The sequence below is a fragment of the Leptospira mayottensis 200901116 genome (assembly GCF_000306675.2).
Taxonomy (GTDB): domain Bacteria; phylum Spirochaetota; class Leptospiria; order Leptospirales; family Leptospiraceae; genus Leptospira; species Leptospira mayottensis.
Map to the genome: position 1 here is coordinate 39,386 of NZ_CP024871.1, position 25,615 is coordinate 65,000.

Annotated in this window: 22 protein-coding genes (1 of these 22 only partly in view); 9 read left to right on the top strand and 13 right to left on the bottom strand. The window is 37.8% G+C overall.

The annotated features are described in order from the left end of the window. Window positions 1–232: 232 nt before the first annotated feature. Genes LEP1GSC190_RS00170 through LEP1GSC190_RS00185 form a run of 4 tightly spaced genes read right to left on the bottom strand, consistent with a single transcriptional unit; the run spans window position 233 to window position 2,898 of the window. Window positions 233–940: a type I 3-dehydroquinate dehydratase gene (locus LEP1GSC190_RS00170; RefSeq protein ID WP_002746644.1), complete on the bottom strand. Its 708-nt coding sequence runs from the start codon at window positions 938–940 to the stop codon at window positions 233–235. 3 nt (window positions 941–943) lie between these two features. After that, complete coding sequence (locus tag LEP1GSC190_RS00175) at window positions 944–1,912, bottom strand: KpsF/GutQ family sugar-phosphate isomerase (RefSeq protein WP_002746616.1); 969 nt, start codon at window positions 1,910–1,912, stop codon at window positions 944–946. Further along, a complete protein-coding gene (locus tag LEP1GSC190_RS00180) occupies window positions 1,896–2,435 on the bottom strand; it encodes a UpxY family transcription antiterminator (protein WP_002746630.1) in 540 nt (179 codons plus the stop codon). Before LEP1GSC190_RS00180 ends, LEP1GSC190_RS00175 begins: the two co-directional genes overlap by 17 nt. Beyond that, window positions 2,419–2,898 (bottom strand): LIC_10042 family TonB-like protein, encoded by a 480-nt coding sequence (locus LEP1GSC190_RS00185; protein ID WP_002746544.1) that lies wholly within the window; start codon window positions 2,896–2,898, stop codon window positions 2,419–2,421. Before LEP1GSC190_RS00185 ends, LEP1GSC190_RS00180 begins: the two co-directional genes overlap by 17 nt. A 984-nt stretch (window positions 2,899–3,882) precedes the next feature. On the opposite strand from LEP1GSC190_RS00185, the gene LEP1GSC190_RS00190 reads away from it, so the two are divergent. From LEP1GSC190_RS00190 to LEP1GSC190_RS00205, 4 genes are all read left to right on the top strand, one after another. Then, on the top strand, window positions 3,883–5,583 hold the full coding sequence (locus tag LEP1GSC190_RS00190; protein ID WP_002746554.1) for a methyl-accepting chemotaxis protein: 1,701 nt from the start codon (window positions 3,883–3,885) through the stop codon (window positions 5,581–5,583). Window positions 5,584–5,774: 191 nt separating this feature from the next. After that, window positions 5,775–6,647 (top strand): M50 family metallopeptidase, encoded by an 873-nt coding sequence (locus LEP1GSC190_RS00195; RefSeq protein WP_002746584.1) that lies wholly within the window; start codon window positions 5,775–5,777, stop codon window positions 6,645–6,647. Continuing rightward, on the top strand, window positions 6,644–7,582 hold the full coding sequence (locus LEP1GSC190_RS00200) for a UDP-glucuronic acid decarboxylase family protein (RefSeq protein WP_002746672.1): 939 nt from the start codon (window positions 6,644–6,646) through the stop codon (window positions 7,580–7,582). The genes LEP1GSC190_RS00195 and LEP1GSC190_RS00200 overlap by 4 nt, the downstream gene beginning before the upstream one ends. An 81-nt stretch (window positions 7,583–7,663) precedes the next feature. After that, complete coding sequence (locus LEP1GSC190_RS00205) at window positions 7,664–8,833, top strand: Re/Si-specific NAD(P)(+) transhydrogenase subunit alpha (RefSeq protein ID WP_002746604.1); 1,170 nt, start codon at window positions 7,664–7,666, stop codon at window positions 8,831–8,833. Here LEP1GSC190_RS00205 and LEP1GSC190_RS00210 read toward each other — a convergent pair. From LEP1GSC190_RS00210 to LEP1GSC190_RS00225, 4 genes are read right to left on the bottom strand one after another with little or no spacing between them, the layout of a single operon-like run. Further along, window positions 8,792–9,328, bottom strand: a complete 537-nt coding sequence (locus tag LEP1GSC190_RS00210) for a phosphatase PAP2 family protein (RefSeq protein ID WP_002746592.1) — start codon at window positions 9,326–9,328, stop codon at window positions 8,792–8,794. The genes LEP1GSC190_RS00205 and LEP1GSC190_RS00210 overlap by 42 nt on opposite strands. Next, window positions 9,325–10,644 carry a histidine--tRNA ligase gene (hisS, locus tag LEP1GSC190_RS00215; protein WP_002746572.1) on the bottom strand — a complete coding sequence of 440 codons (1,320 nt, stop codon included), beginning with the start codon at window positions 10,642–10,644 and terminating at the stop codon, window positions 9,325–9,327. Before hisS ends, LEP1GSC190_RS00210 begins: the two co-directional genes overlap by 4 nt. A 6-nt stretch (window positions 10,645–10,650) precedes the next feature. Then, on the bottom strand, window positions 10,651–11,799 hold the full coding sequence (locus LEP1GSC190_RS00220) for a DUF1577 domain-containing protein (RefSeq protein WP_002746524.1): 1,149 nt from the start codon (window positions 11,797–11,799) through the stop codon (window positions 10,651–10,653). A 9-nt stretch (window positions 11,800–11,808) separates the two neighbouring features. Continuing rightward, the gene (locus LEP1GSC190_RS00225; protein WP_002746692.1) at window positions 11,809–13,863 is read right to left on the bottom strand and encodes an OmpA family protein; all 2,055 of its coding nucleotides are present in this window, start codon (window positions 13,861–13,863) and stop codon (window positions 11,809–11,811) included. Window positions 13,864–13,958: 95 nt separating this feature from the next. Between LEP1GSC190_RS00225 and folP the strand changes: the two genes are divergently transcribed. Then, window positions 13,959–14,801, top strand: a complete 843-nt coding sequence (folP, locus tag LEP1GSC190_RS00230; protein ID WP_036036381.1) for a dihydropteroate synthase — start codon at window positions 13,959–13,961, stop codon at window positions 14,799–14,801. 670 nt (window positions 14,802–15,471) lie between these two features. On the opposite strand, the gene LEP1GSC190_RS00235 is transcribed toward folP, so the two are convergent. Both LEP1GSC190_RS00235 and LEP1GSC190_RS00240 read right to left on the bottom strand, forming a co-directional pair. Beyond that, window positions 15,472–16,662 (bottom strand): tetratricopeptide repeat protein, encoded by a 1,191-nt coding sequence (locus LEP1GSC190_RS00235; RefSeq protein ID WP_002746576.1) that lies wholly within the window; start codon window positions 16,660–16,662, stop codon window positions 15,472–15,474. Then, a complete protein-coding gene (locus tag LEP1GSC190_RS00240) occupies window positions 16,637–17,545 on the bottom strand; it encodes a tetratricopeptide repeat protein (protein ID WP_002746660.1) in 909 nt (302 codons plus the stop codon). Before LEP1GSC190_RS00240 ends, LEP1GSC190_RS00235 begins: the two co-directional genes overlap by 26 nt. A 105-nt stretch (window positions 17,546–17,650) precedes the next feature. On the opposite strand from LEP1GSC190_RS00240, the gene mpl36 reads away from it, so the two are divergent. Continuing rightward, a complete protein-coding gene (gene mpl36 / locus LEP1GSC190_RS00245) occupies window positions 17,651–18,562 on the top strand; it encodes an RlpA family plasminogen-binding lipoprotein MPL36 (RefSeq protein WP_081586334.1) in 912 nt (303 codons plus the stop codon). A gap of 554 nt (window positions 18,563–19,116) precedes the next feature. Here the strand turns inward: mpl36 and cysE are convergent. Next, complete coding sequence (gene cysE, locus LEP1GSC190_RS00250) at window positions 19,117–19,833, bottom strand: serine O-acetyltransferase (protein WP_002746645.1); 717 nt, start codon at window positions 19,831–19,833, stop codon at window positions 19,117–19,119. Window positions 19,834–20,112: 279 nt separating this feature from the next. Here cysE and LEP1GSC190_RS00255 point away from each other — a divergent pair, with 279 nt between their 5' ends. Together LEP1GSC190_RS00255 and LEP1GSC190_RS00260 are read left to right on the top strand one after the other, a co-directional pair. Beyond that, window positions 20,113–21,045, top strand: a complete 933-nt coding sequence (locus tag LEP1GSC190_RS00255; protein ID WP_051019806.1) for a site-2 protease family protein — start codon at window positions 20,113–20,115, stop codon at window positions 21,043–21,045. After that, window positions 21,009–22,424 (top strand): Vgb family protein, encoded by a 1,416-nt coding sequence (locus LEP1GSC190_RS00260; protein WP_002746596.1) that lies wholly within the window; start codon window positions 21,009–21,011, stop codon window positions 22,422–22,424. The genes LEP1GSC190_RS00255 and LEP1GSC190_RS00260 overlap by 37 nt, the downstream gene beginning before the upstream one ends. 201 nt (window positions 22,425–22,625) lie before the next feature. Here LEP1GSC190_RS00260 and LEP1GSC190_RS00265 read toward each other — a convergent pair whose 3' ends face one another. Together LEP1GSC190_RS00265 and LEP1GSC190_RS00270 are read right to left on the bottom strand one after the other, a co-directional pair. After that, window positions 22,626–23,951 carry an MATE family efflux transporter gene (locus tag LEP1GSC190_RS00265; protein ID WP_081586330.1) on the bottom strand — a complete coding sequence of 442 codons (1,326 nt, stop codon included), beginning with the start codon at window positions 23,949–23,951 and terminating at the stop codon, window positions 22,626–22,628. Then, complete coding sequence (locus LEP1GSC190_RS00270; protein WP_002746657.1) at window positions 23,952–25,235, bottom strand: dicarboxylate/amino acid:cation symporter; 1,284 nt, start codon at window positions 25,233–25,235, stop codon at window positions 23,952–23,954. Between the two features lie 141 nt (window positions 25,236–25,376). On the opposite strand from LEP1GSC190_RS00270, the gene LEP1GSC190_RS00275 reads away from it, so the two are divergent. Then, window positions 25,377–25,615: the 5' end (the start) of a SpoIIE family protein phosphatase gene (locus LEP1GSC190_RS00275; RefSeq protein WP_002746676.1), read on the top strand. Its footprint extends 2,944 nt past the window's final position; 239 of the gene's 3,183 nt are visible here — the first part of the coding sequence; its start codon is at window positions 25,377–25,379; the stop codon falls past the right edge of the window.

Genomic DNA, 25,615 nt, shown 5'->3' on the forward strand with positions numbered 1-25,615 from the left:
AAGATTGTGTTCTTAGATGATTTATGAATTTTAGAGCGGTCTTTTTTGTTATTCAATTCATATAGGGGTTCTTACATTCTCAAGAGAATTCTACCGTATTTGCGGATGAAAGCTTATCAATAATAATAGAAAGTTTGGTTCGTATTATATTCTTTTCTTAAATTAACACAATTAGATGTCTTCTTACGAGAAGTATTATGAATACCGTTCCGATTGCAGATAAAGAAATGTGTTAAAGTAGATTTCTCAGTCGGATTAAAGAATTCAAGTCCACTTGACCGGGCGCTTTTGGTTCGTTCAAACAACAATAAGTGAAAATAGAGCCGAAAGAATCAGGGAATGCTCTTGAAATTATTCCTAAAGGTCCCATACAGATTCCTGTGAAAAGTATATTCGATTCTTTGAATTCGTTTACAATCTTCCTAAAAGAAAAAAGAAATTCTGCCAGTTCATGAATGGAATTCGGAAATACGGCAAATTTATAAACTAAAGGAAGGATTGATCTGTACTTTTTTCTTTCTAAGTAGGGATCCTTACGAACCCAATCTATGATTTCTTGTTCCGACAAAATTCCGTCGAACTTATGAACGGATCGCACCAAACCGAAACCGTCGTCTGCGTGTATTTTAAAAAGATCGTTGGAGCGATTTAATTCCAAGTCAAGATAGTGATTCTTAGGATCGATTTTAGAAACTACTTGATAAAAATCGAATTCTTCTTTTTTAGACGACGTAACTTGATCCGTATCACCCGTTTGTCTATAAGTGAAAATGCATTTCGCATTCAATTTTCCGATCTTATCTGTGAGTTTTTGTCCGATGTTTTTCGGAGAAAATAGATCGAGGCGAATTTCGATCCAATCGCAAGCAGGGTGTTTTTCAAGAGAAAAAAATTCGTTTTCATCTATCGTAAGAACGATTTTAAATTCTCGAATGTTCATGAATTAAAGACCTTTTTGCAAAAGATCGTGAATGGAAACGATTCCGATCAATTTTTTAGAGCCGTCTACGATCGGTGCGACTGAAATCGGATTCGGCCTAGATTCCATTTGTCTCAAAACTTCATAAGCGTTCGATCCAGATTGAAACATAGTAGGATTCGGATTCATCAATTGCTCCGCCGAAATGGAAGAATCCAATTTACCTTCTTTCAATTTTTTGCGAATGTCAAAGTCTGTAATGATTCCCAGGAGTTTTCCCGATAAATCCGTAACTCCCGTAGCGCCTTGCCTCTTTACGGTAATCTCGGTGAGTATATCTTCTAATTTAGCGTCCGGTAATACTTTTGCTAGGTCTTTTCCGTTTCGCATAATGTCGTCTATTTTTAAACTCAGACGTTTACCTAGGCGTCCTGCGGGATGATAAAGTGCAAAATTTTCTTTTTTGAAATTTTTCAACTCCATCAAACACATGGCGATTGCATCTCCCAAAATCAAAGCGATCGTAGTGCTGGAAGTAGGGGCTAATTCAAGAGGACAAGCCTCTTTTAAAACGGGAGTTATTAAAACAATGTCGGATTCTTTTGCAAGTTTAGATTCTACGTTAGCTGTCATAGAAATTAGTTTTGCGCCGATGTTTTTAATCGTAGGGATTAGATTTAACAACTCTTCACTTTCACCCGACTTGCCAATTGCGATGATTACGTCTTCGCTAGAAATGATACCCGCATCTCCGTGAGCTGCGTCGGCGGGATGTAAGAAAATGGAAGGTGTTCCCGTAGAAGACAACGTAGAAGAGATTTTTTTACCGACGTCCCCGGATTTACCGACACCGGTCACGATCAGTTTTCCTTTGGATTGGAGGATTAGTTCGATCGCTTGTTTGATTGAAGGGTCTAAATTTTTTCTAAAATGGATAATGGATTCTATTTCCGTATCAATTGCTTTTTCTATCTTTTCAAAAATTGGATCCAAGGGTTTCCTCCAATTTTAACGTTTTTACATCTAAAGTTACCGAAGTCATCAAATTCATTCCAGGAAATTTGACGATGATTTGTTCCTCGTTTTTTCTCTGGATAATTTCGGCTTTAAATCCTGCAAAAGGTCCTTCTTGAATGAGGACCTTTTTACCCGGGAGAAGTCTTTCCTGGATTTCAACTTGAATTTTATCCGGATACGTTTCCAAAAAAATTCGAACTAAATTAAGATCTTCGTCTGGAATTATGTACGGTTTTCCACCATAGAATACGAAATGATGCGCTCCGGGTAATTGTAAAATTTTGACTCTGTCTTGGAAGAATGAGATTTTTACGAAAATATAAGAAGGGTACATTGGCTCTTCGACGACTTTCCAACGGTCGGACCATTTTTTCTTTTTAGAAATTAGAGGAAGAAAACATTCGATTTTTCTTTCTTGGAGTAATCGTTTTAATTTTTTTTCGGCTCTAGGATTGGTATAAAGAGCATACCATTCGTTGACTTCAGAATTCTCTATCATATACTTTAAAGGAAACCGGAATGATCAGGCTTGTTCCCTCTTTAAGATCAAATTTCCAAGTTCTCAGGGCCCTAATGAATTCGACTTCGAAGATCGAATATTTACAAGGTTGAAGAGTTCTAAAAATTTCGCCCTTTCCGTCAGATTTTATTTTTACTTCCCAAGAACAATCCGATTCCAGTCTTTGGTCGAGAGCTCCTTGCGGAAAGTGAATTTCATTCTTAAATTTTTCAATTTCTTTTCGTAAGGTTCCCACGTTATCGGAATTTTCAGACATAAAGGATTTGGAATTTTTACCGACACCTTCTTCTAAAAAATTCAGAGTTACACTTTGGCTTATTCCTTTTTTGAGATGGATTTTTAAATCCTCAATTTGTGGAAATTTAAAGAAAGTCGTAGAAAAAAAAAGAAATAATAAAATATGAAATGAACCGGAAATAAAAAAAGAAAGCTTAGCGCTCATAAACCTATTCTTTTGGTATAGATCAATATTGCAAATATCTATGAAAAGTTTTATTTGGATTTAGACATTTTATCGAACGTCGCAGACGAGTTGTGAATTTGTTTTAGAGCTTATCCGATTGTATTGTCTTAGTAAATGAAATAAATAATTAATCGTATCTTTGAAGGACTCAAAGCATTTTATTCACCATTATAAAGACGAATTACCAGAGTTCGGTTTGTCTGCATCAGTTTTGAATGCTGAGTAGTTTATTATATTTCCTATTTTTTAATGTAGATTGAACTCTTTTCAGGGAAAATATTGATTTGAACAAGAAAGTTAGTCAATTATTTCTCTTGCGTAATCAACTATCTTTCTAGTGCATAAAATCATACTTTTTCTTGAAGTAACCGATTCGTTGTGGGTTCTATTTTTACTTTATAGCCTGTCTTAAAAACTTTAAAAGAAATCAGTTACAATTGTTTGATAAGCTCGTAATAAAACGTAGGAGTTTTTACATCCTGAGACAGACTCTAAATTTTGACGTTTACCATTGTAAATGTGAGTAGTAAGTAATTTGCAAAAATCGGTTATAATCATTTCAAAGCGTTAATTTTTTATGAATCAGCATTGAAGGCTTTGTAGAAACTAATCAAAGTAAAAAGAGGCTTTCAGAATAGACTTTATAGTTAATGTACGAAGTCCGTACAAAGAACTTTAAGAACACATTACGTTAAAGTTGAAAACAATCATGATTCAAATCAAGAAAACAGCGCATGTCGCAAAAAACGCACACTCCTTGAGGATCATAAGTGCGCATCTGATTCTGATAGATTATATATATGGACTACTTAAATATAAGAAATGAAAACGAGTCTCTAGTATATTCAATTTTATTAATTATTTCATGAGACTTTTATTTGTTCATTTCTTTTCCATAGTTATTTGAAATTTTTCTTTTAACTACTTGGTATTTATTTTTTATGTAACGAATAAGGATTTTGAATGAGAAAAAATCTTCCGGTTACAAATCAAGAGATAGAGGTACCTACCAACGCGGTTCTAATTTCACGTACGGATACTAAAGGGAAAATTTCGTATGTAAGTCAGGACTTTGCACGTATTAGCGGTTTTTCCGAGAGAGAAATGATAGGTGAATCTCACAATCTTATCCGCCATCCGGCCGTTCCTCCTGAGGTCTTTCGAGAAATGTGGGAAACAATCAAAGGAGGAAATCCTTGGGGTGGGGTTATAAAAAACCGAGCGAAGTCGGGAGATTATTATTGGGTAGATGCTACTATTACTCCAGTGATGAGCGAGGGTATCGTATCCGGTTATATGTCTGTCCGAAAAAAAGCGACTCAGAAACAAATCAAAAGAGCGGAAATTCTTTTCGACGAACTGCGGAATACGAAGTCGTTCTTCTGGAAATTAAAAGCGGGTATTCAGGCATTATTCAAAAAATTGGGACTTTTCGGAAGGATCGTCACCTTATATATTATATTTGCTTTTGTTCCTTTGTTGTTAGCAAATCTTGAGTGGATTCGAAACGGTTTGTTTTTTTTACCCGTCTTTAGTATTACCTGCGGGACGATCGGAATGCTTCTTTTAGTAAAGACGATTTTGAATTATCGAAAGGGGATCCGCGAAGTCATTTCAATTCAAAAAGAAATCGTATCTGGAAACTTTCTCATAGAAGTTCCCGAAAGAAAAGGAAGTTCCGAAGTATTCGAAATTCATTCCGGCCTTCATATACTTGTAATCAGCATTTGGGGATTGTTGGTTCAGATCAAAGAGAATTTCGAAAAGAATCAAGAACTTTATCGATTTCTTTCCCAGTCAGCTGAACAATTTCAATTAAAAACTCACGACCAGGCTGCTTCCGTGGAAGAGACTGCATCTGCGTCGCAGGAATTGTCCTCAACTTTGGACGGAATCGTAAAATCGATTCATTTGCAATCGTCTAGTTTGACGGCAATCAACGATGGGATTGGAAAAGTAAACGAATCAATTCAAAACGTATCTAAATCAATGGATAGTCTTGCTTCTCAAACTACTTCCATAAAACAAAAGGCTTCTCAAAGTGAGGAAACATTCGAGAGGGCGATTCTCGCAATGAATGAAATTAAAGAATATTCTAATGGAATTTCAAAGATCGTTGGGATTATCACTTCGATTTCGGAAAAAACGAATTTGTTATCATTGAACGCATCCATCGAATCCGCAAGAGCGGGTGAGGCGGGAAAAGGTTTTAGTGTAGTGGCGGAAGAGATATCAAAATTAGCGGATCAGACTCGAAAATCAATTAAGGAGATTATAAACCTAATCGACAATACTACGAAAGCAGTCGATCTTGGGGCGGAAAAGTTTCAAAGATCTCTAACTATTGCCAGTCAGCTTACGGATTATATCAGCGAAGTAAATTCTTCCGCAACGATCGTAACAGCGTCTCTGTTTGCTCAAGTGGAGAAATTAGCTGAAATCAGAAAAAATACAGATCAAGTCAATCGACTCGGTGAGACTGTGAGAGAATCTTCCGGATTTCAAAAAACCGCTTCCGAGGAAATTTCTTTATCGATGCAGAATATTGCGGAAAATTCCGAATCCATTGCCAAGACTTCAAAAGGGATAAAACAACTTGTAGACGAATCGATTCTTAAAACGACGAAGTTGTATGAAATTCTAAAACATTTTAAAACGTCTTAGAAACCTATTTCAAAACCTCGAAAAATATCCCTAAAACATCTAGGAAGTTTCTAAAAAACGTAGTAGTTTGATTCTCACGGATTAACGGTTTTTTCCGTTATCTAAGATTGTAGTAGTTCCTACATTTTGAGGTTTTGGGACGGCTTTTAATTTTTCTCGGAAATAAAAAAAATCTACCGATAAATAGACCAATGGGGAATCGGTTTCTCAGGCTGACGATTTTTATTTCCATAGTACTCACACTTTTTTCCTTTTGGGATCATCGTCTTGTCGGTTATCTAAAAGACTTTATCGTTTTCATCCATGAAATCGGTCATGCGGTTGCCGCTTTGTTGACCGGAGGTTCAGTTCATACCATTGAACTTCACGGAAATGAATCGGGAGAAACCATAGCGATACCAAGTTCTGGAACCAGCTCTTTTATTTTCGTAGTATCTGCCGGATATTTGGGATCTTGTTTAATGGGAGGTTTGTTATTAAATCGAGGTTTTTCCGGAAAGATGATACGTCCGACCTTGATTTCTTTCGGAACGATTCTTTTGCTCATGACGATTTCTTATTCCAAACCCGGAAATCTTGCTCAATATACCGGAATTCTTTGGGGTTTAGGATTTGTAATACTCGGATTTTTCAATCTTAAAATCAATCAATTCGTTCTTGTTTTTATAGGAACTAGCATTTCTCTTTATAGTTTGTACGATCTTTTAGATTTTACCGGAAACATCGCATATACGGATGCGGGGATTATGGCGGTGTGGATTACTGGAGCAAATCCTACGCAAGAAGTTCCGAAATCTGTGATCGTCTTGGGATATTTGATTGCCCTCCTTTGGTCCTTTTTTAGCTTATCCATCATATTTGTATCTATTAAAAAAGTTTTCCAATCGAGTATTCAAGAACAAGAAGTTCCACAAGTAGAAAATTCTTTCCAGGAGAGCGGAAATACGGAAGTACCGTTTCCGGGAGAAGTAACCCCCGAAGTTATGGAATGGTTTTTCAATAAGGGACTTGATTTAAACGGAAAACCCCTGCCGACGGAGTTTTTGGAAAAAGAAGAATTATGAATCAACAAAGAATATTAATCACTGGCGGTGCTGGATTTATCGGATCTCATCTATGCGAAAGACTTTTGAAAGAAGGCAACGAAGTCATCTGTTTGGATAATTTGCATACCGGAAGAAAGAAGAACATTCAAAAACTTTTGAACGATCCCAAGTTCGAATTTATCAGACACGATATAACGGATCCGATCAAGCTCGAAGTTGATCAGATCTACAATATGGCTTGTCCTGCAAGTCCGGTTCACTATCAATCCAACGCGATTAAAACGATCAAAACAAACGTCTTAGGGATGATGAATATGCTCGGTCTTGCAAAAAGAGTAAAAGCCAGGATTCTTCAAGCATCTACTAGCGAAGTTTACGGGAATCCATTGGAGCATCCGCAAAAAGAAACGTATTGGGGAAACGTAAATCCGATCGGAATCAGAAGTTGTTACGACGAAGGAAAACGAGTCGCAGAAACTCTTTGCTTTGATTATCAGAGAAATCATAAAGTGGATATTCGTGTGATTCGTATTTTCAATACATACGGACCTAGAATGCTTCCGGACGATGGAAGAGTGGTTAGTAATTTTATCGTACAAGCACTCAAAAGAGAAGACATAACATTGTATGGAGAAGGTGAACAAACCCGTTCTTTCTGTTATGTGGATGATTTGGTTGATGGGATCATTCGTATGATGAACACTGAAGATTTTAATGGCCCAGTCAATCTCGGGAACGATGGGGAGTTTACCGTTCGCCAATTAGCCGAGTTGGTTTTAAAGGAAACGGGTTCTTCATCCAAGATCGTTCACAAGCCATTGCCTCAGGACGACCCAGCGCGTAGAAAACCCGATTTAACTCTCGCAAAACAACGACTGAGGTTCGAGCCAAAAGTTCCTCTTGTGGAAGGAATTCGGAAAACCATCGAATACTTCAAAAATAACTTGGATTAAATTTATACAAAGAAATTCTGGACGTACTTTACCAAGCGGGTCCGGAACAACACGCTATTGATTGATCACCGGGAATGAATTATGAATATTGGAATTCTAAAAGAAGCTAAAGAAGAAACGAGAGTATCTGTAACTCCCGACGTCGTAGATGCATTGAAAAAAATTGGGGCGGTTGTCCTTGTTGAAAAAGGTGCCGGGGAACAATCTTATTATCACGATGAAGATTATAAAAAAGTTGGAGCAAGTCTTGTATCTCGCCAAGATATTATTGGCAAATCCAATATTATAATAAGCATTCATCTTGCGGATCCTGCAACATTAGCAAAGATTAAACCGGGAACGATTTATCTCGGGATGTTCCAGCCTGCGATAAATGCATCAGCCATCCAAAAACTTGCCTCTAAAAAAGTAGAAGTTTTAAGTTTGGATGCGATCGCAAGAATTACAAGAGCTCAGTCGATGGATGTTCTTTCTTCCCAAGCGACCGTTGCTGGTTACAAAGCGGTGCTACTTGCGGCTTCTCATCTAGCTAGATTTTTTCCAATGCTTACGACTGCAGCTGGAACGATCACACCTGCTTCTGTGCTGATCATTGGAGCTGGAGTTGCAGGTTTACAAGCGATCGCTTCCAGCAGGAGATTGGGTGCAGTAGTAGATGTATTCGATACAAGACCGGAAGTAAAAGAGCAGGTTCATTCTCTTGGTGCAAAGTTTGTGGAAGTGGAAGGCGCTTCGCATTCCGCTGCTGCTGGTGGTTATGCGGTAGAGCAGACTGAAGAATACAAAAAACGCCAGCAAGAAGCCATCGATAAATATGCTCAAAAGGCGGACATAATCATAACGACTGCGTTGATTCCGGGAAAGAAAGCTCCTTTATTGATTACGAAGAAGATTGTGGATAATATGAAATCTGGTTCCGTAATTGTGGATCTTGCGTCTTCCATGGGAGGAAACTGCGAATATACAAAACATGGACAAAATGTAACCACTCCAAGAGGGGTAACGGTAATTGGTCATAAAAATCTTGCGGGCTCGATTCCTGCGGATGCTTCTAAAATGTTCAGTAAAAACGTTTTAAATTTTCTTAAACTATTAATTAAAGATAAAAAGATCAATCACGATCTAAGCGACGAAATTCTTTCTTCCACAACGATTGTTTATAAGGGGGAAGTTCGCCATAAACTTACGTTAGATGCTTTAAGCTCGAAGTCAGGAGCAGCAAAACCTAAGAAGAACGTTGCCAAGAAGTAAGCCAAAAAAACCGAAAATTATTCCAATCATCCAACCGCCAATCACATCGCTTACGAAGTGATGGAGAGAAAGTAGCCTTCCCACTCCGGCTAAAAAACTGATCAAAATCAAAGCGGGGGAAAATTTAAACAAAAATACAAGAATCAAAACCGCAGTCATGGAATTAGCCGCATGAGCGGAAGGAAACGAATGTTTCATGTCTGGGTTTGAATCTACCTTTCCGGCGACGGTGATCAAAGGCCTTTTTCTTGCGATGAGTTTTTTTAAAAAAAGAACAAAACGATCATTTGCATAAGTCACCAAACCCGTATAAATCAAAACCCAATACCAAACGATCGGGAGGTCGTTTTTTAAATAAAGAAAGGGAAGAAGGATAAGTAGAAATATTTCTCCCCGATTGATTTTGGAAAGGACATGACTCATCTTAGGATTATGGAGTTTTGTCCGAATCCAAGTAGAGAGTGAAAAATCGATTTGGTCTACGATATCTATCAAAGTCGAAAGTCTTTTTTGAGAATATCCGAAAGTCCTTTTCTTGGGAGACTTTTTTGTTCTCCGGAAACTAGGTCTTTGATTTGAACTGTTTCCGTACGAATTTCCGATTCTCCAAGAAACAATATGTAACGATAACCTTTTTTTTCCGCGATCTGAATTTGTTTTCCGATTTTTGCAGAATCTAGCATTGTTTCGATGAGGATTCCATTTTCACGGAGTTCTTTCGAAAGTTTGAAAGTGTCTAAGAAAGTAGATTCGTCCATGATCGGAAGGAAGAGGGTTTTTTCTCTGCTCAGATCCGGAATGAGATTATGACCTTCCAAGAAGTTTTTTAGAGTTACGTCGCCTAACCCGAAACCAATTCCAGATAATTGCTCTTTGGAAAACAATCCGATGAGGTTATCGTATCTTCCTCCTCCGTACAATGATCTTCTGTTTTCCGGATTTGTATCGAATACTTCGAAGATACATCCAGTGTAATAATCGAATCCTCGAATGATAGAAGGATCAAATACAAGTTGTTTATTGATTCCAAGTTCGCCTAACTCTTGAAATAAATTTCGAACGAAATAAATGGAATCCGGGTCGATTCCAGGGATTGTAGAGACAGTTTCTAAATTGGAGGCAAGGTAGGTTTCGATAAGAGAAAATTGTTCGTTAAAGTTGTTTAGCAACGGTTTTATTTCGGCTTCGAAAGTTTCCGGAGGAATTTTGGATTTTTTATCTAAAAGTTTAGAAACTCCGTGGACTTGATGGTCGTTGAGTTTAAGGGAACTCTTTAAAAAACTGTCTAAAAGTTTTCTATGAGAAACCTTAATCTGATAACTTCCTGTAGGTGCTCCGAATTTTTTTAGAATCGAATCCGCGATCAAAAGAATTTCAAGTTCGGCCCGGTGTGTATCCACTCCGAAAAGATCTACATTCAATTGCCAGTGTTCTCTTAACCTTCCTTTACCAGGTTGTTCGTATCTCCACAAATTCGGAATGGAAAACCAACGTACGGGTCTTGGAAGGTTTCGGAGATTTCCGGCTACCATTCTTGCAAGCGTGGGAGTCATTTCCGGACGGATTGCGACCCTTCGTTCTCCTTTGTCGATAAAGTCGTATAATTGCCGTTCTACGATTTCTTCTCCACTTTTGGCCTTGTAGAGATCAAAAGATTCTAGAATGGGCCCGTCGTATTCTTGATAGCCGAAAGAAAGTACAGTTTCCCGCATAACGGAAAACATCCAGTTTCGGAGACACATTTCCTCCGGATAAAAATCTCTAGTGCCTTTATAAGGGGCAGTGGTTAAAAAGTTTTTCTGATTTTCCAAAGCAAATTACTGAGTCTTAATGAAGTTCATATTTTTCTTCAATAGAGTCATATTTGCTTTAGCATCGTTGGAGCCAACTATTTCTGCTCCTACGTGATAGATTTCTCCGGCTTGGGAAATATGTCGGATATGAAATGCGAATCGCAGAGGGGCTTGCATCTTAAACGTAATATCCGCCGTAAAAACAGGTTTGTGTAAAAAAGATTCGATCAGTTCCGGGTCTGTTACTTCGAGAAGAATTCCTCCTTCTGATATGTTCAGGATGTTTTGCCTTTTGTCCAAGGATTTCGTATTGGAATCTCCCATTCTGGAATTGAAGATTTCCTCCATTTCCTCGTAGAGTGGAATGACTTTATCCGAAATCGGACCTTCGCTTGATTCGATCACTCCCATAGCGAATATTTGGGTTTCTCCGTCACTCCTGAATAAGATTGGGTATATAAGAAGGGAACGAGTTTTGCTGCTTTTGAAAAAACGAAGTCTGTCTTCCAGAATCAATTCTTCTTGAAGGGTTTCTTTGACCGGGAGTAAATTTAAGTTTGCAAATTCTCCTTCCGACGTTGAATCCAAAGTGGATGTATTTCGAATATAAATTGGCTTTTTGTATTTCTTAACCAACTCTTCTTCGGGTGTAAGTTCTTTGGAGGAATTAAAAACTAGTTTGGAGGATGGATAAATCTGTTTTACCTTACGATTTAAGTCGTTGAGTATGATCTGTCCTGAGGTTCCCAATACTTTAATGATATCTAATTCTTTTCTGGGGATTAGAAATTTATGAGCTATAACTTTTCCCATTAGCCCTTCGACACGAGGAGATACCCTTTTTGTTTTTGCGATTTTTGCGAAGATTGGTTTGCATATGATTTGAGTCGCGGTTTTTTCGATCACATCGAAACTGATCTCAATGTGTTTGGAAAGGGTCCTATACAACACGAGTTCGTCGTTTACGTTGGTTAAAGTCGAATCTATGGGAAAAACAAAGGTGCCGTCTTCACGAATTTCTATCGGGTTTAATTCTTGATGAAAAGGGGATTCCTTGACTAGTAATCCTTGAAAGTGAATATATTCCTTGAGAATGTATTTGATTTTACTCAAGTCTTGGATCGTTTCCCAAGACCTTTGAGCCTGCAGATGCGTTTGGAATTGTGTGCTCATGAAAACTCCTTAGAGTTTTCTAAAACCAACTCTTCTATTTTTTGCTCTTCCGGTTTCTGTTTCATTGTCTGCGTCCGGTTGTGAATACCAGTAAGCTCTTATTTTCATTCGTTTTTCCGAGATCCCTTTTGAAAGAAAATATTCGTAAACGTTGCGGGCTCTTTTGGCACTCAGTCTAGTATTGTATTCTTTGGAGGCTACGTTATCGGTATGTCCCCCGATTTCAATTTTATCGGACGCATTTTTCAAAAGATAGTCTACAAGTGAATCTAATAACTTTTTATTCTCGTTCGTGATTTTTGTTTTATTAAATTCGAAGTAAACTCGTAGATTATAGATTGGGTTTACGTCGTTTTCTGCTCTGAGATAAATAGTCACAATTCCGTTTTTGGAAATATTTTTTTGAATAATGTTGATACTTTCGGAAATATATTTCGGGGCTGTAGCAAATAATTCAAAATCACTTTCTGGTAGTCGATTTATCAAAAAAGATTTTTTGTCTGTAACGAGAGATTCTCCCTTACGGTTTGTCGGTGTAAAAAGAGTAACCTTCGCGTCTGGAATGATTTGTTTTGTGGATGCGTCTGCTACGATTACTTTCATGGCGGCCGAACTAGGTTTTTGATTGTCTACGGGTTCGACTTTCGTTTCTTCCGTTTTACCTTCTCCGATTTGAATCGGTAGAAGGACGTATGTCCTGTAGATCTTTCGATTTTTACCTATATTTCCTCTAAGATCTAGAATATCTTCCTGGGGATGAAAGCCGGGAGAACTGATTTCCACTTTATAAACTCTTCCGGTTTGGAGGGTTGTGGCGAAATTCGAAGGTTTCCCTTTAGTCAGATCACCACCGATTCTTTTTGAAGTGATTACGCTTGCCGGTTTATTTTCGTCGTAGATTTTTAAAGTGGAATCTAATCCGATCATTGTTTTTTCAGAACCGTCTAAAACTAATCCTTTGAAGTTCAAAATGTAGGAGTTGCGAAGAGATTCCGGGACTTGAAAACGGTAAATATCGAATTGGCCTTCCCCGCCCGCTCGGTTGGAAGAAATATAAGCCCAAATTCCGTCCTTGTCAAAACTGATTCCCTCATTATCGTAAACTTCCCATTTATCTGTATTAAACGGTTTGGGAAGAAGCAGCAAAGAGGATTGATCTACTTTTGGAATTAGAGTTTCGATTTGCTTGGATTTAGGAATTTCTTTTGTTTCCTCTTCGTCTTCCAACATGTCGTCTAACGCGGATTTATATTTTAAGAATATTCTAAAAATCTTAAATTTTTTTCTTTCGTCTTCTCGATTAGAGCTGAAATAAAGTTGTTCTCCATCTTGATGGATAAAAGGAAGAATTTCGCTTTCTGAAGAGTTGAGAGGAGAACCTAAATTTTTAGGCTGAGACCAACTTCCATTTTTCGGATTTCGAACCGAAATCCAAAGATCGAAATCGCCGTAACCTCCCGGACGATCCGAAGAAAAGATTAAAAAATTTCCGTCGGGAGAAATAGCAGGCATCTTCTCGTTGAAGTTTGAATTAATTTCACTGAGATGTTCGGGATCGGTCCATCTTCCAGTTTTTTTATCCTTAATCGTTCTATAAATATTCAGGCCCTCGAAACCGGAGCGTCCGATTGCGGGATTCAAAGTCGAAGTGAAATAAATTTCCGAAGGAGCATTGTTTGAATCAAACAAAATGGAAACGCCACCTTCGAATGCGTTCGAATTGAAAAGATTCGGCTTACGAACTCCCGGAACGGGGGGGCGCTTTAATTCTTCCCGAATGTTTTGATTCATATTTACGGGTTTAGTCCATTCCGCTGGGATCTCTTTATCCAAAAAGCGAACGTTTTCAGAAATCCAAAGATCCATTCCGCCTTCTCCGCCCGGGCGATTGGATTGGAATACTATAAATCTTCCGTCGGGACTGATAATCGGATTGTATTCGTCACTCTGTGTATTGAGAGGTTGTCCGAATTGTTTTTCTGGAAGATCCGGCAGAGGTTGAGAAAAAATGGGTGAAAGAATGCAAAAGGTAAAAAGAAAAATCGATTTAGAAAAAGGACGCATGAACCGCTCCGAAAAGAAGGTAGAAGAGTTGCCGTTTTTTAGTTTAATTCCAGAATCTCTTTTAGAGTATCGGTTTTGTATCTGAGTTTTTAAAGATGGAAAGTAAGCATGATTTGAATTCTGCGACATATTCCCCTACGATCTTCGGAGTGTTGAACATTACCGAGGATTCGTTTTCAGACGGAGGAAAATATCTCACTCTGGAAGCTTCTTCTGAAAAAGCCGATTCCCTTCTAGTTCAAGGTGCAAATGTAGTCGATATTGGTGCCCAGTCTTCTAACATTCAGGCGAATCTGGTCGGTTCTGAAATCGAATGGATGAGGATGAAAGATCTTATCCCAGACTTGCTTGCAAAAGGAGTCCGCATTTCTGTGGATTCGTTTCAGCCTAAAGTAATTGCAAATTCTTTGGATGCTGGCGTGGAATTTATCAACCATATTCGTGGATTTATAGATAAAGAATCCGTTCGAGAAATTTCAAAATATGCGGGAACAAATCGAAAGTTTATCGTGATGTATTCTCATAATCATGCGAATCGTCCCGACGTGCAATCCCATCTGACTCCACAAAATGTTATTTTCGAAATCGTAAAATTTTTTCGAGAAAGAAAAAAAGTTTTATTAAATGAGGGAATTACTCAAGAACAGTTGATTTTTGATCCTAGTATGGGTTTTTTCTTAAGTCCTGATTTTCAAGTGAGTTTTGAAGTTTTGAGAAAAATTCAGACTCTCAAGGAAGAATTTTCTCCAATGATGGTTTCGGTTACGAAAAAATCCTTTTTGGGGAATGCGCTCGGAGGGTTGAAAGTAGATGAACGGGAGATCGCCACTGTGATTGCGGAACTTTATCTTTCTATTCAAAATGTGGAATATATTCGAACTCACGAGCCGAAAAATTTGAAACAGGCTTTAGGAATTTGGAATTTGCTTCGTTTGTGATATTGCTTGTGGATTTAAAGAATAGAACCAAAGTAAATATAAGAATGATAATTATCTAATGTGAGTTCGGCACAACAAATGTGAAAGCGATTATGCTACGATTCGTAGACTCATATGATTCTTGGACGTAAGACGGTTCGAAATGTGATATCCTTGAATCGACGGAGTCAAAAAGGCCGGTGGAGGAGCTAAAGCCACATTGCTCCCTAAGGGTCGCAAACCGCGGTGGTTTTTCTCTATCAGAAAATCATACTTTTTGCAAGTAATAAGCCTCATTCTTGTCGGAACATTTGAAAAAATGTGCGTTTTAGATTTTTACTATTCTAAAGTCTTTATTAACTTTCTGAATGCTTTCTATACCTATATTTTTTTAACTTCGTTGCAATTTACTCTTAACATGAAACTAAACTTCGTTCTTTATGAATCGCTCAATAAGAGTGTTACCAAAACTCAAGTTTGTTAAAACCTTCTGTTCCATATTTTGGGACAAATTCTAAGAATTTGCGCTAAAAACTTAAAAGAAATTAGTTACAAACATTCAGTAAGCCTGTATAAAACGCAGTAGTTCTTACATTCAAAAGACTGATGTGATAGTGTCGCGACAATGCTGCTCTCACGGAAGGCAGTTTTGAGATCAGTTCTAAGTGCGATTTGAAAAATAAACCACAAATCAACGACCGACCTTAATATCCTCCATCGTTTTTCTTCCGGAAGAATTGAGAGTCGGTAAAATATCTTCTTCCCGAATTTGCAAACCTTTGGATTGCATTTTTTTGATATAAGGGAGGATCGGATGTAAGTCCGAGGTTGGGTTTAAGGAAAGTAAAATTCTTTTCCAAAGTTCTACAAATGGAAAAGTTTCTCTTTCCGATTCCGGTGATTTTCGGATCCATTCCAAGGCTTCAGAGTAATTTCGTTTTTCATAATATGCTTTTGCAATGTAATAGTTCAAATCGGGAATTTTATCATCCGTAGACTGAAGATTCATTGCAAACATCAAAAGGTCGTCCCATTTTTCCAAATCATGAGCTAACAATACCATGGAAGCACGCGCGTTCTTATGATACGGCTCGATTTGTAGAATTTTTTCTAGATAAAAATACGCTTTTTCGTAATCTTGCTTTTCGAGAAAATATGTACTCAATTCATCCCAAGAAGCGACTTCCATACCCGAGATTTTAGATTGGGCATCCAGTAGCAGAATCGTTTCTTCTCTTCGATTTTGAGTCGTAAGAATTTTTCGAACCTGCTGAATTTGATCCTTTTTCGCGTTCTTTAGATAAGTAGTAATTTCTTTTTTGGCAATTTCATACTCATCAATTAGATAATGCATTCGAATCAGGTTTGAAAAGCAAACCGGATGAAATTCTGAAATTTTCAAACATTCTTTCCACGCGAATTCCGCGTCGTCCAGAAAAGAATTTTTCGCAAATATTACCCCTAAATTGTTTTTATCTTCTGCACTTATGCCTTTTCCTTTAAGCTGTCTTACTTTCCAAATCGATGTAATTTTTTCCAATTCCGCTTGGGAATATTCTGCGGAATTTAAATATAAGAATGAAATATCGTTTTCTAACGCTTCGGCTTCCCGGATCGGATAAATACAAAGATTTAAAAGAGAAGTGAGCCCTAGAATAAATAAAAACGCTCTCCAATTCAATTTGAAATTTTTTCTTTTGGGATCATTCTGATGAGTTTTAGATTTGGAGCAATGTTCTTTATAGATCGCATCGCAAATTATTCTTTTTTGCTCCGCAAATAGCCAACGTAAATGTTTTGTTATCTTTTGGTAATCTTGCTTTCTGAATTCCGCATAACGTTCCCTGTGGATAGCGTCACAGATCGCTTGATTCCTGTACATTTGATTCTTCCAGTTGCTTTTGAGCATAGAGCATATACTTTAAAGCTTGTTCTCTATCTCCATGGAACAAATACATGAGTGAAAGATCAAGTGCATCCTGAGGATTTGGAGGAGCAAAGTCTTCCGGATTTTCTTTGTTCATTTCAAATTTAGATCGGAATTCATCTAATTTATTCTTTGTAAGTTTTTCCAATGAATCAAAGAATGTGGCTTCTTCCGGATTTTTTTTGGATTCTTCAATTGCATCCGAAAGACGAGTAAACCCTTTTGATTGGGTCGTCGCTTGTTTAAGAATTTCAAAGGACTGCTTAAAATTTCCAAGACGGGTATGTACTTCGGAAAGAAGTACCTGCATCCTGGAATCGCCGGGATATAGATCATTGACTTTGTTGGCCGTTTCAAGACATTCTTTCCAACGCTCTTTTTCGAAATATAAAGTCGCGAGAGCGGTAAGGGCCATTTGGTTTTTAGGATCAAGCCGAATCGCATTCGTGAAATAAAGTTCCGTTTTATCGTCTTTCTCAAGTTGTCTATAGCAATACGCGAGTAGAATGTGGGATTTCAGAAATTTCTTTTCAATTTCGAGGGATTTTTTCAAGGATCGAATTGCTGTTTCAATCTTTCCAATTCTGTAGAGTTCTACTCCGATATTGTAGTAAAGTTCGGGAGTTTTACCGATTTCGAGGGCTTTCTGATAAGTCTCGATCGCTTTTTTAGAATTGCCTTGTTTGGAATAAAGCGCTCCCAAGTTTAAGTGGGATTTCTGGTACTTTGGCTGGGATTGGATCAGACTTTCATAGAGTTGAGCGGCTTCTGGATATTTACCTTCTTTTTCCAAAGCCAGAGCTCGATTGAATGTTTTGCTGATGTCTAGCCCGGTCATGGAACAATTATCGGAATTATTTTGAACTTGGGTGACTTAAAAAGTTGTAATGGTTTTTTCCGATTCCACCGATTTAAAAAAGGAATTGTTAAAACCGAGGAAATCATGAAACAAGTAGCAATTTTAACCACCTTGATCATTTTTACGTCTTGCGCTTCGGTTGAATCTAAACGAAATATCAGCGCTTCCGGAGATCCGTCGGAGATATTTTTTGAAAAAGAAATTGCACCGATGGATAGAGCTGGTTCGAATTCCATTTCTCAAAAACCCGGACGCAGGTCTTTTGAAGAGGAATTAAACGTTGAGAAATATGCAAAGGCACAACCTCCCGAAAAAACAAATTCCGGAGATTTTGATGAAATTGGTATGTCTTCTTGGTACGGAGCTAAGTTTCACGGAAAGCCGACCGCAAGTGGAGAGAAGTTCGATAAGACAAAATTAACCGCGGCGCATCCTACTCTTCCTTTAGGTTCCATCATCCGGGTTCAAAATCTTGAAAATCAAAAAGAGGTTTTAGTTCGCGTTAACGATAGAGGGCCTTTTGTCAAAGATAGGATCATCGACCTTTCCGAAAAAGCGGCGGATACTTTGGATTTTAAGGATATCGGCATTGCGAAAGTAGGCATCAAAGTAGTAAAACTCGGCGGAGCTGCCAGTGAGGAGTCGGAAGATCTTGAAAACGCGGATGATGAGGAAAATGCTCTTTTGGAAGACGGAAAGCCTGAAAAGTTAAATCCTCAAAAATCAGATTATCCAAACAAATCACTCTCCAATGAAAAGTATGTGAAGGGTTCTCCAAAGGGTTATACGGTTCAAGTAGGAGTTTTCCGCGATCAAATCAAAGCGGAAGCTTATAAGTCCAGTCTCGGACAAGAATACGGTGAAAAAACCTTTCTATTTGCTAGAGATGGTTTGTTCGTGATTCAATTGGGCGATTTCGCAAGTAGAACCGACGCCGAATCGTTGAAGTCGAAATTAAAAACCGACGGAATTGATTGTTTTATTCCAAAAAAGTAATCGATTCGTTAAAAAAAATTTCTTCTTCATTGAAAGACCCTCGTAGGATTACGGGGGTTTTATTTTTAAAGATACATTTTACAACTGATTTGTAATGATTTAAGAGTGAAAAATTAATTCCAAGAATTTTAGAAACATTCTCAATATCTTTTTCAAATGTGTAAAAGGTTCGCTTAAGAAGGTATCGATTTTTATTCGATAAGATTTCGTAAGATCGAACGTGAAAAAATAAAACTTTAAAAATTTATACTATTTGTTCCAACAAAATTATTTCTATTAAAAAAAGGTTAAAACGGAAGTTCAAGTTCTTCGAATTCAAGTCGATAAAATGTTTTTAAAACCTATCCCAAAACCTCGACGAGAACTTAACAATTATAAAATATGCTCGAAAGCTCGTAAACATCAAAGGGATGTAATTTGTGTGAACTTCTATATTTTATTATGAACTTATTGAATGATTGTAGCTGATTTCTTTTAAGGTTTTTAAGACGGGTTCTAAAAAAATTCGAATTTTAACTCTTTAAAATTTCGTTACAATCAAATGAACCCTAAATTTAAATCCCGCTACCGTGGATAAACTCGTCCAAAATTTCTTCTAAATTATCTCTTTCCTTTTTCAACTGAGTGTGATCAATTTTACTCTGATCCATAGAATGTATTTCTTTTTGAAGAGTTTCGATTTTTTCGATTAAAATCGAGAATATCTTTGCAACCGGATCCGGAATTTCGTTATGATCCAGCATGTGCTCGCCTTTTTCTCCGATTGGCATTTTGGAACGAACTATCTTTGCAGGAATTCCAACCACGGTTGAATCATGTGGAATGTCTCGCATAACGACGGACCCTGCTCCTACTCGTACGTTTTTTCCAATCGTGATATTTCCAAGGATTTTAGCACCTGCACCGACTACCACGTTCTCAAGCAAAGACGGATGACGTTTTCCGGATTCTTTTCCGGTTCCGCCAAGAGTCACACCCTGATAAATCAAACATCCTTTAGCGATCGTCGCTGTTTCGCCGATTACGACCCCATGTCCGTGATCGATCATAATTCCGTTTGCGATTTGAGCCCCCGGATGGATATCTATTCCGGTGATAAATCTGGAAAAAGTATTGATCATCCTTGGAATTAGAGGAAGCTTCATCCGATAAAGAAAGTGAGCCAGTTTATGGAACCAGAGCGCGTGTAAGCCCGGATAACAAAGTACAATTTCCAAATAAGATTTAGCGGCTGGATCATACTTCCTTATAAATTTAATGTTTTCAAACAAGTGTCGATCTCCGGTCTTTGCTAATAAACTATAAAAGCCTTTCTTAAAGCGGCTTACATACGTTTTCGAACTCAGTGCGCTCTCAATGGATTTTGTCGTAATGTATTCGATGGGACACTGGCAATGTATATATCTACCGTGATCCGTAAGAAACATTATACTTGAGTTCCACAACTTTGTCTTTTCGGTAAAAGAAAGTTTTGTTTTCAGTGAATGCCTTAGGGAAAAGATTTAAAATTCGTGGTAAGATGTAAAGAGGATTCTTTTTAAGAATAGAATATGCAATTGAAACAATCTAGATTTTCAACACACATAATTTTGTTTATCCTGACCTTCCTAACACTCACGTTTCAAAGTGAATTTTTTGAAATACCTTTCCTATCTGTTCAATCCCTAAAAGAGCTGTTTTTTCTTAGACTACCTTATTCTCTTTCCTTGATTATAATTCTTTCGGCTCATGAGATGGGTCATTTTTTAGCGGCTCGTTATTATAGTATTAAAGCGACCTGGCCTTATTTTATACCGATTCCTTTAGCTCCGATCGGAACTATGGGGGCGGTCATTCGAATTTTGGAGCCGATTCGGAATAAAAAACAACTTTTCGACATAGGAATTTGGGGCCCCCTGATGAGTTTAATTCTTTCCGTGCCTTGTTATATTGTAGGAATCTATTTGTCTTCTTTGGTCCCGATTGATTCTGTAAGAGAAAACCCGGGAATCATTTCTTTTGGGGAATCCATTTTTACGATTACTATGAACCAATGGATTTTAGGACCTTTCGATCCGACTACTCAAGACGTTTGGATTCATCCTTTAGCGCAGGCCGGTTGGGTTGGACTTCTTGTAACCGCCATCAATTTACTTCCGTTTGGTCAACTCGATGGAGGGCATGTAATTTATTCCGTTTTTGGTGAAAGATATAGAAATTGGATTTATTATCTTTTTACGGTTTTTTTGCTCTTATGTTTATGGAATTTTTCCTGGTTATTGTGGGGTTTTCTGATTTATTTCATCATAAAAGTAGAACACCCTTTTGTCCCCGACCCGGCGGTTCCTTTGAATCGAATTCGAAAAATTGGCGGTTTATTGATTTTATTTACTCTGATTTTTATTTTTGTACCTTCTCCGATCCAACTTGGAATAGATATAAATCGACCGGGTCTTGTTGAGGAAGTATGGATTTCGCTCAAGTCGGTTTATTCAGGTCTTTGATTATTCTTCTTTTTGTAGTTTCGACTCCTGTTTTCGACCAAGATCAGGAAATCAAACTTACGGAAAATGTATACGGTCTTACATATGACGGTACGAATTTTTGGTATCTAGATTCCACGCATAGATCTTTGTATCGAGTCGATCCGAACGGAAGGCAAGAATCGTTTTCATTGAACATTCCTTTTCTCACCGGAATCAGTTTTGATCCACGCGAAGGAAGAATTTTTGTCGGTGCAAGAAAACTCGTTTTAAAAGTGGAACCCAATACAGGCGGCGTTACGGAAAGAATTCCGGTTCCGATTGAAAAAATCGGAGGGATTGCCAGTCAAAATTCTTTACTTTACATTCTCGATCAAGAAAACGGAAAAATTTCTATTCTAGATAAAGCGACCGGAAAACTGATCGGGGGCTTTTTAACAGATCGGGCTCAACCGAGAGATTTGGTTTTTGCAAGAGATTCGATCTGGGTTTCCGATTCTTCCGACGGAAACATCTATCGATACAATCCGGATAACGGAGCGATTACCGGCTCTATCAAAACGCCTTCTAAAGAAATCAGAGGAATGGTTTTTTTAGGGAGTAAAATTTTCATAGTTGATCGAGCTGGAAAAGAAGTTCGAAAGATTTCTTTTGTCGAAACGGATCGTTTTATTGCTTCGGGAGAAACGATTCATCTTGTAAAGATCCGGGTTACTTTTTCGTTAAATCAGCTCTCGATTGCAGGAGGGTCACTTGGAATTTTTCAACCTCCAACGACTGAACATCAAAGGATTCGAAATTTAAAAGTAAACCAACCCGGATTTAAACAGGATTTTATCGGAAATGGAAAGGCCTTCGTAAAAATTCTCGGAGTGGACGATTCCAAAGGAAAACAAACTTTAGAATATTCTTTTGAAGTAAGAACTCAGAATATCCGCTACTACGTGACTGACGAGTTTTTGGAAAGGAAAGAAAAAATCGGAGACGATTTGAAACCGTTCTTGAGGGATGAATTTTTGGAAACTCAAAAGAATACCTATTACGTTGATAAGATTTTCGATGCAAGACTGTTTCGAAATACCATGTCTTCTTTGAAAAAAAACCTTTTAGATTCGGGTGTTCCGGTGCGCTCTCAATATACGGTTTCCGTTTCCGGGTCCGATTCTGTTTCCTTCAAGGATACGATAGACGTTTACATTCCCGGTTTCGGGTGGGCTCCTATTCAAAACGTAAAACCTTCTTCGGAAGAATCTTCCCGAGTATTTAAAAAAGGAGAAGAAAATATCGATCTCTTTCGAGCCGAAAACTGGAACGACATTCAATCTCCAATTTTTTACAAAAACAGGGATTCGGAGGAATGGAAAAATATTCCGGCCGAGATTCAGGTAATTTTAGAGTGATTTTGGAACTGTAGCACTTTAGAAAAAGTCGTAAAAAATACAATGTAACGTGAGTTCAGTGTGAACAATTATAAAAATTAGTTCCTGCGTTTACAGAAATGATTTATACCTAAAATTAGTATATGTATAATTTATAATATTAATTTTCTATACGCATGCTGGAAGAAAAAATCCTAATACCTTTTATTCAAATGTTTATGTCTATCCCGCGTTTTGTAGTTTTGAACTCTTGAGAAATCTTTTTGCTTGAACGGATAATGTCAAAACTCTTCCGATCATAAGTAAAACGAGAGAAAACCAAAGAAGATGGTTGTCTTGTTTGATTTTTCCAAGATATGCAATAGGAAAGAAGAAAAAAACGGCACTGATCAACATCGAATTACGAAGAATTTTCCCTTGTGTGAGTCCTATAAAAAAACCATCCAAGATAAATGCGACGGCTCCGATTTCTAAAACAGGGAACAGCCAAAATCGATATTTTTTCAACAAAGATAAAACGGCGTCGCTACTTGTGATCATTCCGAATGTGAAATTCGGAAATAGAAAAACGAATCCCAAAAAAATCGAAGTGAAAAAAACGCTATTGTAAAGAGCCAGGTAAAGAAGTTCTTTCAGAAGTTTCCAATTCTTTTCACCGCAGATATTTCCGGCCAGGCTTTCTGTGGCAAACGCGACTCCGTCGACTAAATAGGCACTTACAAGAATCAATTGAAGTAGAATCGAGTTCGCCGCTAAAATTTCCGTACTTACTTCCGAGCTGAAATTCCGGAATAAGCTAAATGTAAGAATTAAAAACAAAGTTCTCAAAAAGATATCTTTGTTCAGATGAAGAAGAAGGGAAAAGCCTTGAATGGAAAATAGATCTTTGTCTTTCAGAAAAGATAGTTTTAAGCTAGGCCGAACTTTCAATTCTCTGAGAAACGCAAAAATAAAAACAATCAACATTCCAAACTGACTGATGCTGGTCGCTAAACCAGCTCCATACGATTCCCAGCCTAGATTAAGGATAAACCAAGCATCGAGAATCACGTTGATTCCGTTTCCGATAACGGTTGCGATCAAAACGGTTAAACTCTTTTCTCTTCCTAAAAACCAGCCCGTAAACACGTAATTACAAAGAACCGCAATGGAACCGGGGATTCTCCCTTTAAAATAAGCAAGGCCTGCCGCTTTGACGTCGGTGTTTCCGTGTAAAATTTGAAATCCAATTTCACAAATCCAAGGAGAAAGAAGAAAGATCATCATTCCGAACAAACAGGCTAGAACAATGGATCGAGTCAGAATAAAAAGAGATTCCTTTTCGTTCTTTTTTCCGGTGGCTTGGGCGGTCAATCCCGTGGTTCCCATTCTTAGAAAACCAAACATCCAAAAAATAAAATCGAAAAGAATTCCGAATAATGCGGTTCCCGCCATAAAAATATAAGTATCAAGATTTCCTAATATACTTATATCAACTAAGCTAGTTAGAGGTACTGTAATATTAGCGAGAATGTTATAAAACGTAAGTCGATAGAATTTATATCTCAATCAAGTTATCCTATCCATTACGCAGGAGGCGGTAATGTCTCCGGTAACATTGACAGTTGTTCTACACATGTCCAGAAAGCGATCCACTCCTAAAATAATTCCGATTCCTTCCGTGGGAATTCCTAACCCGGCAAGAATCGTGGCCAAAATCACGATTCCGATTCCGGGTGTACTCGGTGTTCCGATCGAAGCTCCGACGGTTGCAAAAAGAATAAAGACCAACTGGGTTGGACTTAATTCGATTCCGAAATATTGTGCTAAGAAAACTGTTGCGACTGCTTGGTAAAGAGCAGTTCCGTCCATATTGACCGTAGCTCCGACAGGAATGATAAACTCCGCGATATTTTTTTTCACTCCTAGGTTTTCCGTCGCTGTTTGAATTGAAACCGGCATTACCGCAGCGGAACTCGAAGTTGAAAACGCTAGGAGTTGTAAACTCGCGATCTTTGAGAAGAAGTTGATCGGATTTCTTTTCGCTAAAAATATAAGAATGATCGAATAAACTCCGAGTATTGAAACAAGTCCGAGTAGAACGACGCTCATATAAACGCCGAGAGTAACGAGCAATTCCACACCGATGGAAGAGATCGCCTTTGCCATCAGACCGAAAACGGCGAAAGGGGTTAAAGCCATCGCCCAATTCACGATTTTCATACTGATTTGAAAAACCGAATTCAAAATTTCAAGAATCGGTTTTGATAGATCTTTTGAAACCGAAAGAATCGCAATTCCGAGCAGAATAGAAAACACAATTACGTTTAACATTTCTCCCTGAGTGATCGAAAGGAACGGGTTCTTTGGAAAGAAGGACATAAACAACTCAGGATATCTATCTAGGGTCGGAATCTCAGTTGGAGATGGAATGTTTGAACTCAGAGTATTTTTAATTTGAGTCGTTGATTTTCCTGGTTCCAGCCAGAGTGATAGTGTAATTCCAATTGTAACGGCGATGAAAGTTGTAAAAACGAAATAAATTAAGGTTCCGATTCCTAGTTTTTTAACATTCTCTATATTTTCAGCGGAACAAATTCCGAGAATAATAGAAGAGAAGATCAAAGGTATCATAATCATCTGTAATAGGTTGATGAATATAAGTCCTGGTATAACAAGCCAAGAAGTGGTAAGTTGCGCGACATTTCTATTGACTAAAGACAAATCGGAACCGAGTAGGATCCCAGTAAGAATTCCGGCTAACATTCCAACGAAAATTTTTAACCAAAGTTTTTCTTTTAAGTGAGTTATAATCTTAGTGTTGAGAGAATTGAGTTTCTTAAAAGATAGCATAATGGAAAACTCCTTTGAGTCCTTATTTTTTCTATTGATTTTTAGTTTTAGTGTGGATTATTGAAGCCGTTTTCAAGATTTTTTAATGAAGTCTTACTTTTGCGAACCAAATAAAGAATTAAAAAAACGGAATTGGAGATTATGGGATTAGATTTTCTGAGATCAGATTTGGTTTTATTCAATTATTATTCTTTTGGAAGTCTTCTAGTAACGATTACGACCTTTTTTCTCGCCGTTTTTTTTCTCAGTTTAAAAAGGAAGACCGTTGCTACATATCATCTCGGAATCGCCTTTCTTGTGTTTGGTCTTTTTGAGATCGGATATTTTATGGCGGCGTTTTACTATCATCCAATTGCTGCCTATCACAGATGGCTGACCGG

What these genes read in the sequence shown, in the direction of transcription:
- LEP1GSC190_RS00170 (WP_002746644.1), bottom strand. Translation starts at nt 940, where the DNA reads ATGAACATTCGAGAATTTAAAATCGTTCTTACGATAGATGAAAACGAA.
- LEP1GSC190_RS00180 (WP_002746630.1), bottom strand. Translation starts at nt 2,435, where the DNA reads ATGATAGAGAATTCTGAAGTCAACGAATGGTATGCTCTTTATACCAAT.
- LEP1GSC190_RS00185 (WP_002746544.1), bottom strand. Translation starts at nt 2,898, where the DNA reads ATGAGCGCTAAGCTTTCTTTTTTTATTTCCGGTTCATTTCATATTTTA.
- LEP1GSC190_RS00190 (WP_002746554.1), top strand. Translation starts at nt 3,883, where the DNA reads ATGAGAAAAAATCTTCCGGTTACAAATCAAGAGATAGAGGTACCTACC.
- LEP1GSC190_RS00195 (WP_002746584.1), top strand. Translation starts at nt 5,775, where the DNA reads ATGGGGAATCGGTTTCTCAGGCTGACGATTTTTATTTCCATAGTACTC.
- LEP1GSC190_RS00200 (WP_002746672.1), top strand. Translation starts at nt 6,644, where the DNA reads ATGAATCAACAAAGAATATTAATCACTGGCGGTGCTGGATTTATCGGA.
- LEP1GSC190_RS00205 (WP_002746604.1), top strand. Translation starts at nt 7,664, where the DNA reads ATGAATATTGGAATTCTAAAAGAAGCTAAAGAAGAAACGAGAGTATCT.
- LEP1GSC190_RS00220 (WP_002746524.1), bottom strand. Translation starts at nt 11,799, where the DNA reads ATGAGCACACAATTCCAAACGCATCTGCAGGCTCAAAGGTCTTGGGAA.
- LEP1GSC190_RS00225 (WP_002746692.1), bottom strand. Translation starts at nt 13,863, where the DNA reads ATGCGTCCTTTTTCTAAATCGATTTTTCTTTTTACCTTTTGCATTCTT.
- folP (WP_036036381.1), top strand. Translation starts at nt 13,959, where the DNA reads ATGGAAAGTAAGCATGATTTGAATTCTGCGACATATTCCCCTACGATC.
- LEP1GSC190_RS00235 (WP_002746576.1), bottom strand. Translation starts at nt 16,662, where the DNA reads ATGTACAGGAATCAAGCGATCTGTGACGCTATCCACAGGGAACGTTAT.
- LEP1GSC190_RS00240 (WP_002746660.1), bottom strand. Translation starts at nt 17,545, where the DNA reads ATGACCGGGCTAGACATCAGCAAAACATTCAATCGAGCTCTGGCTTTG.
- mpl36 (WP_081586334.1), top strand. Translation starts at nt 17,651, where the DNA reads ATGAAACAAGTAGCAATTTTAACCACCTTGATCATTTTTACGTCTTGC.
- LEP1GSC190_RS00255 (WP_051019806.1), top strand. Translation starts at nt 20,113, where the DNA reads ATGCAATTGAAACAATCTAGATTTTCAACACACATAATTTTGTTTATC.
- LEP1GSC190_RS00260 (WP_002746596.1), top strand. Translation starts at nt 21,009, where the DNA reads ATGGATTTCGCTCAAGTCGGTTTATTCAGGTCTTTGATTATTCTTCTT.
- LEP1GSC190_RS00270 (WP_002746657.1), bottom strand. Translation starts at nt 25,235, where the DNA reads ATGCTATCTTTTAAGAAACTCAATTCTCTCAACACTAAGATTATAACT.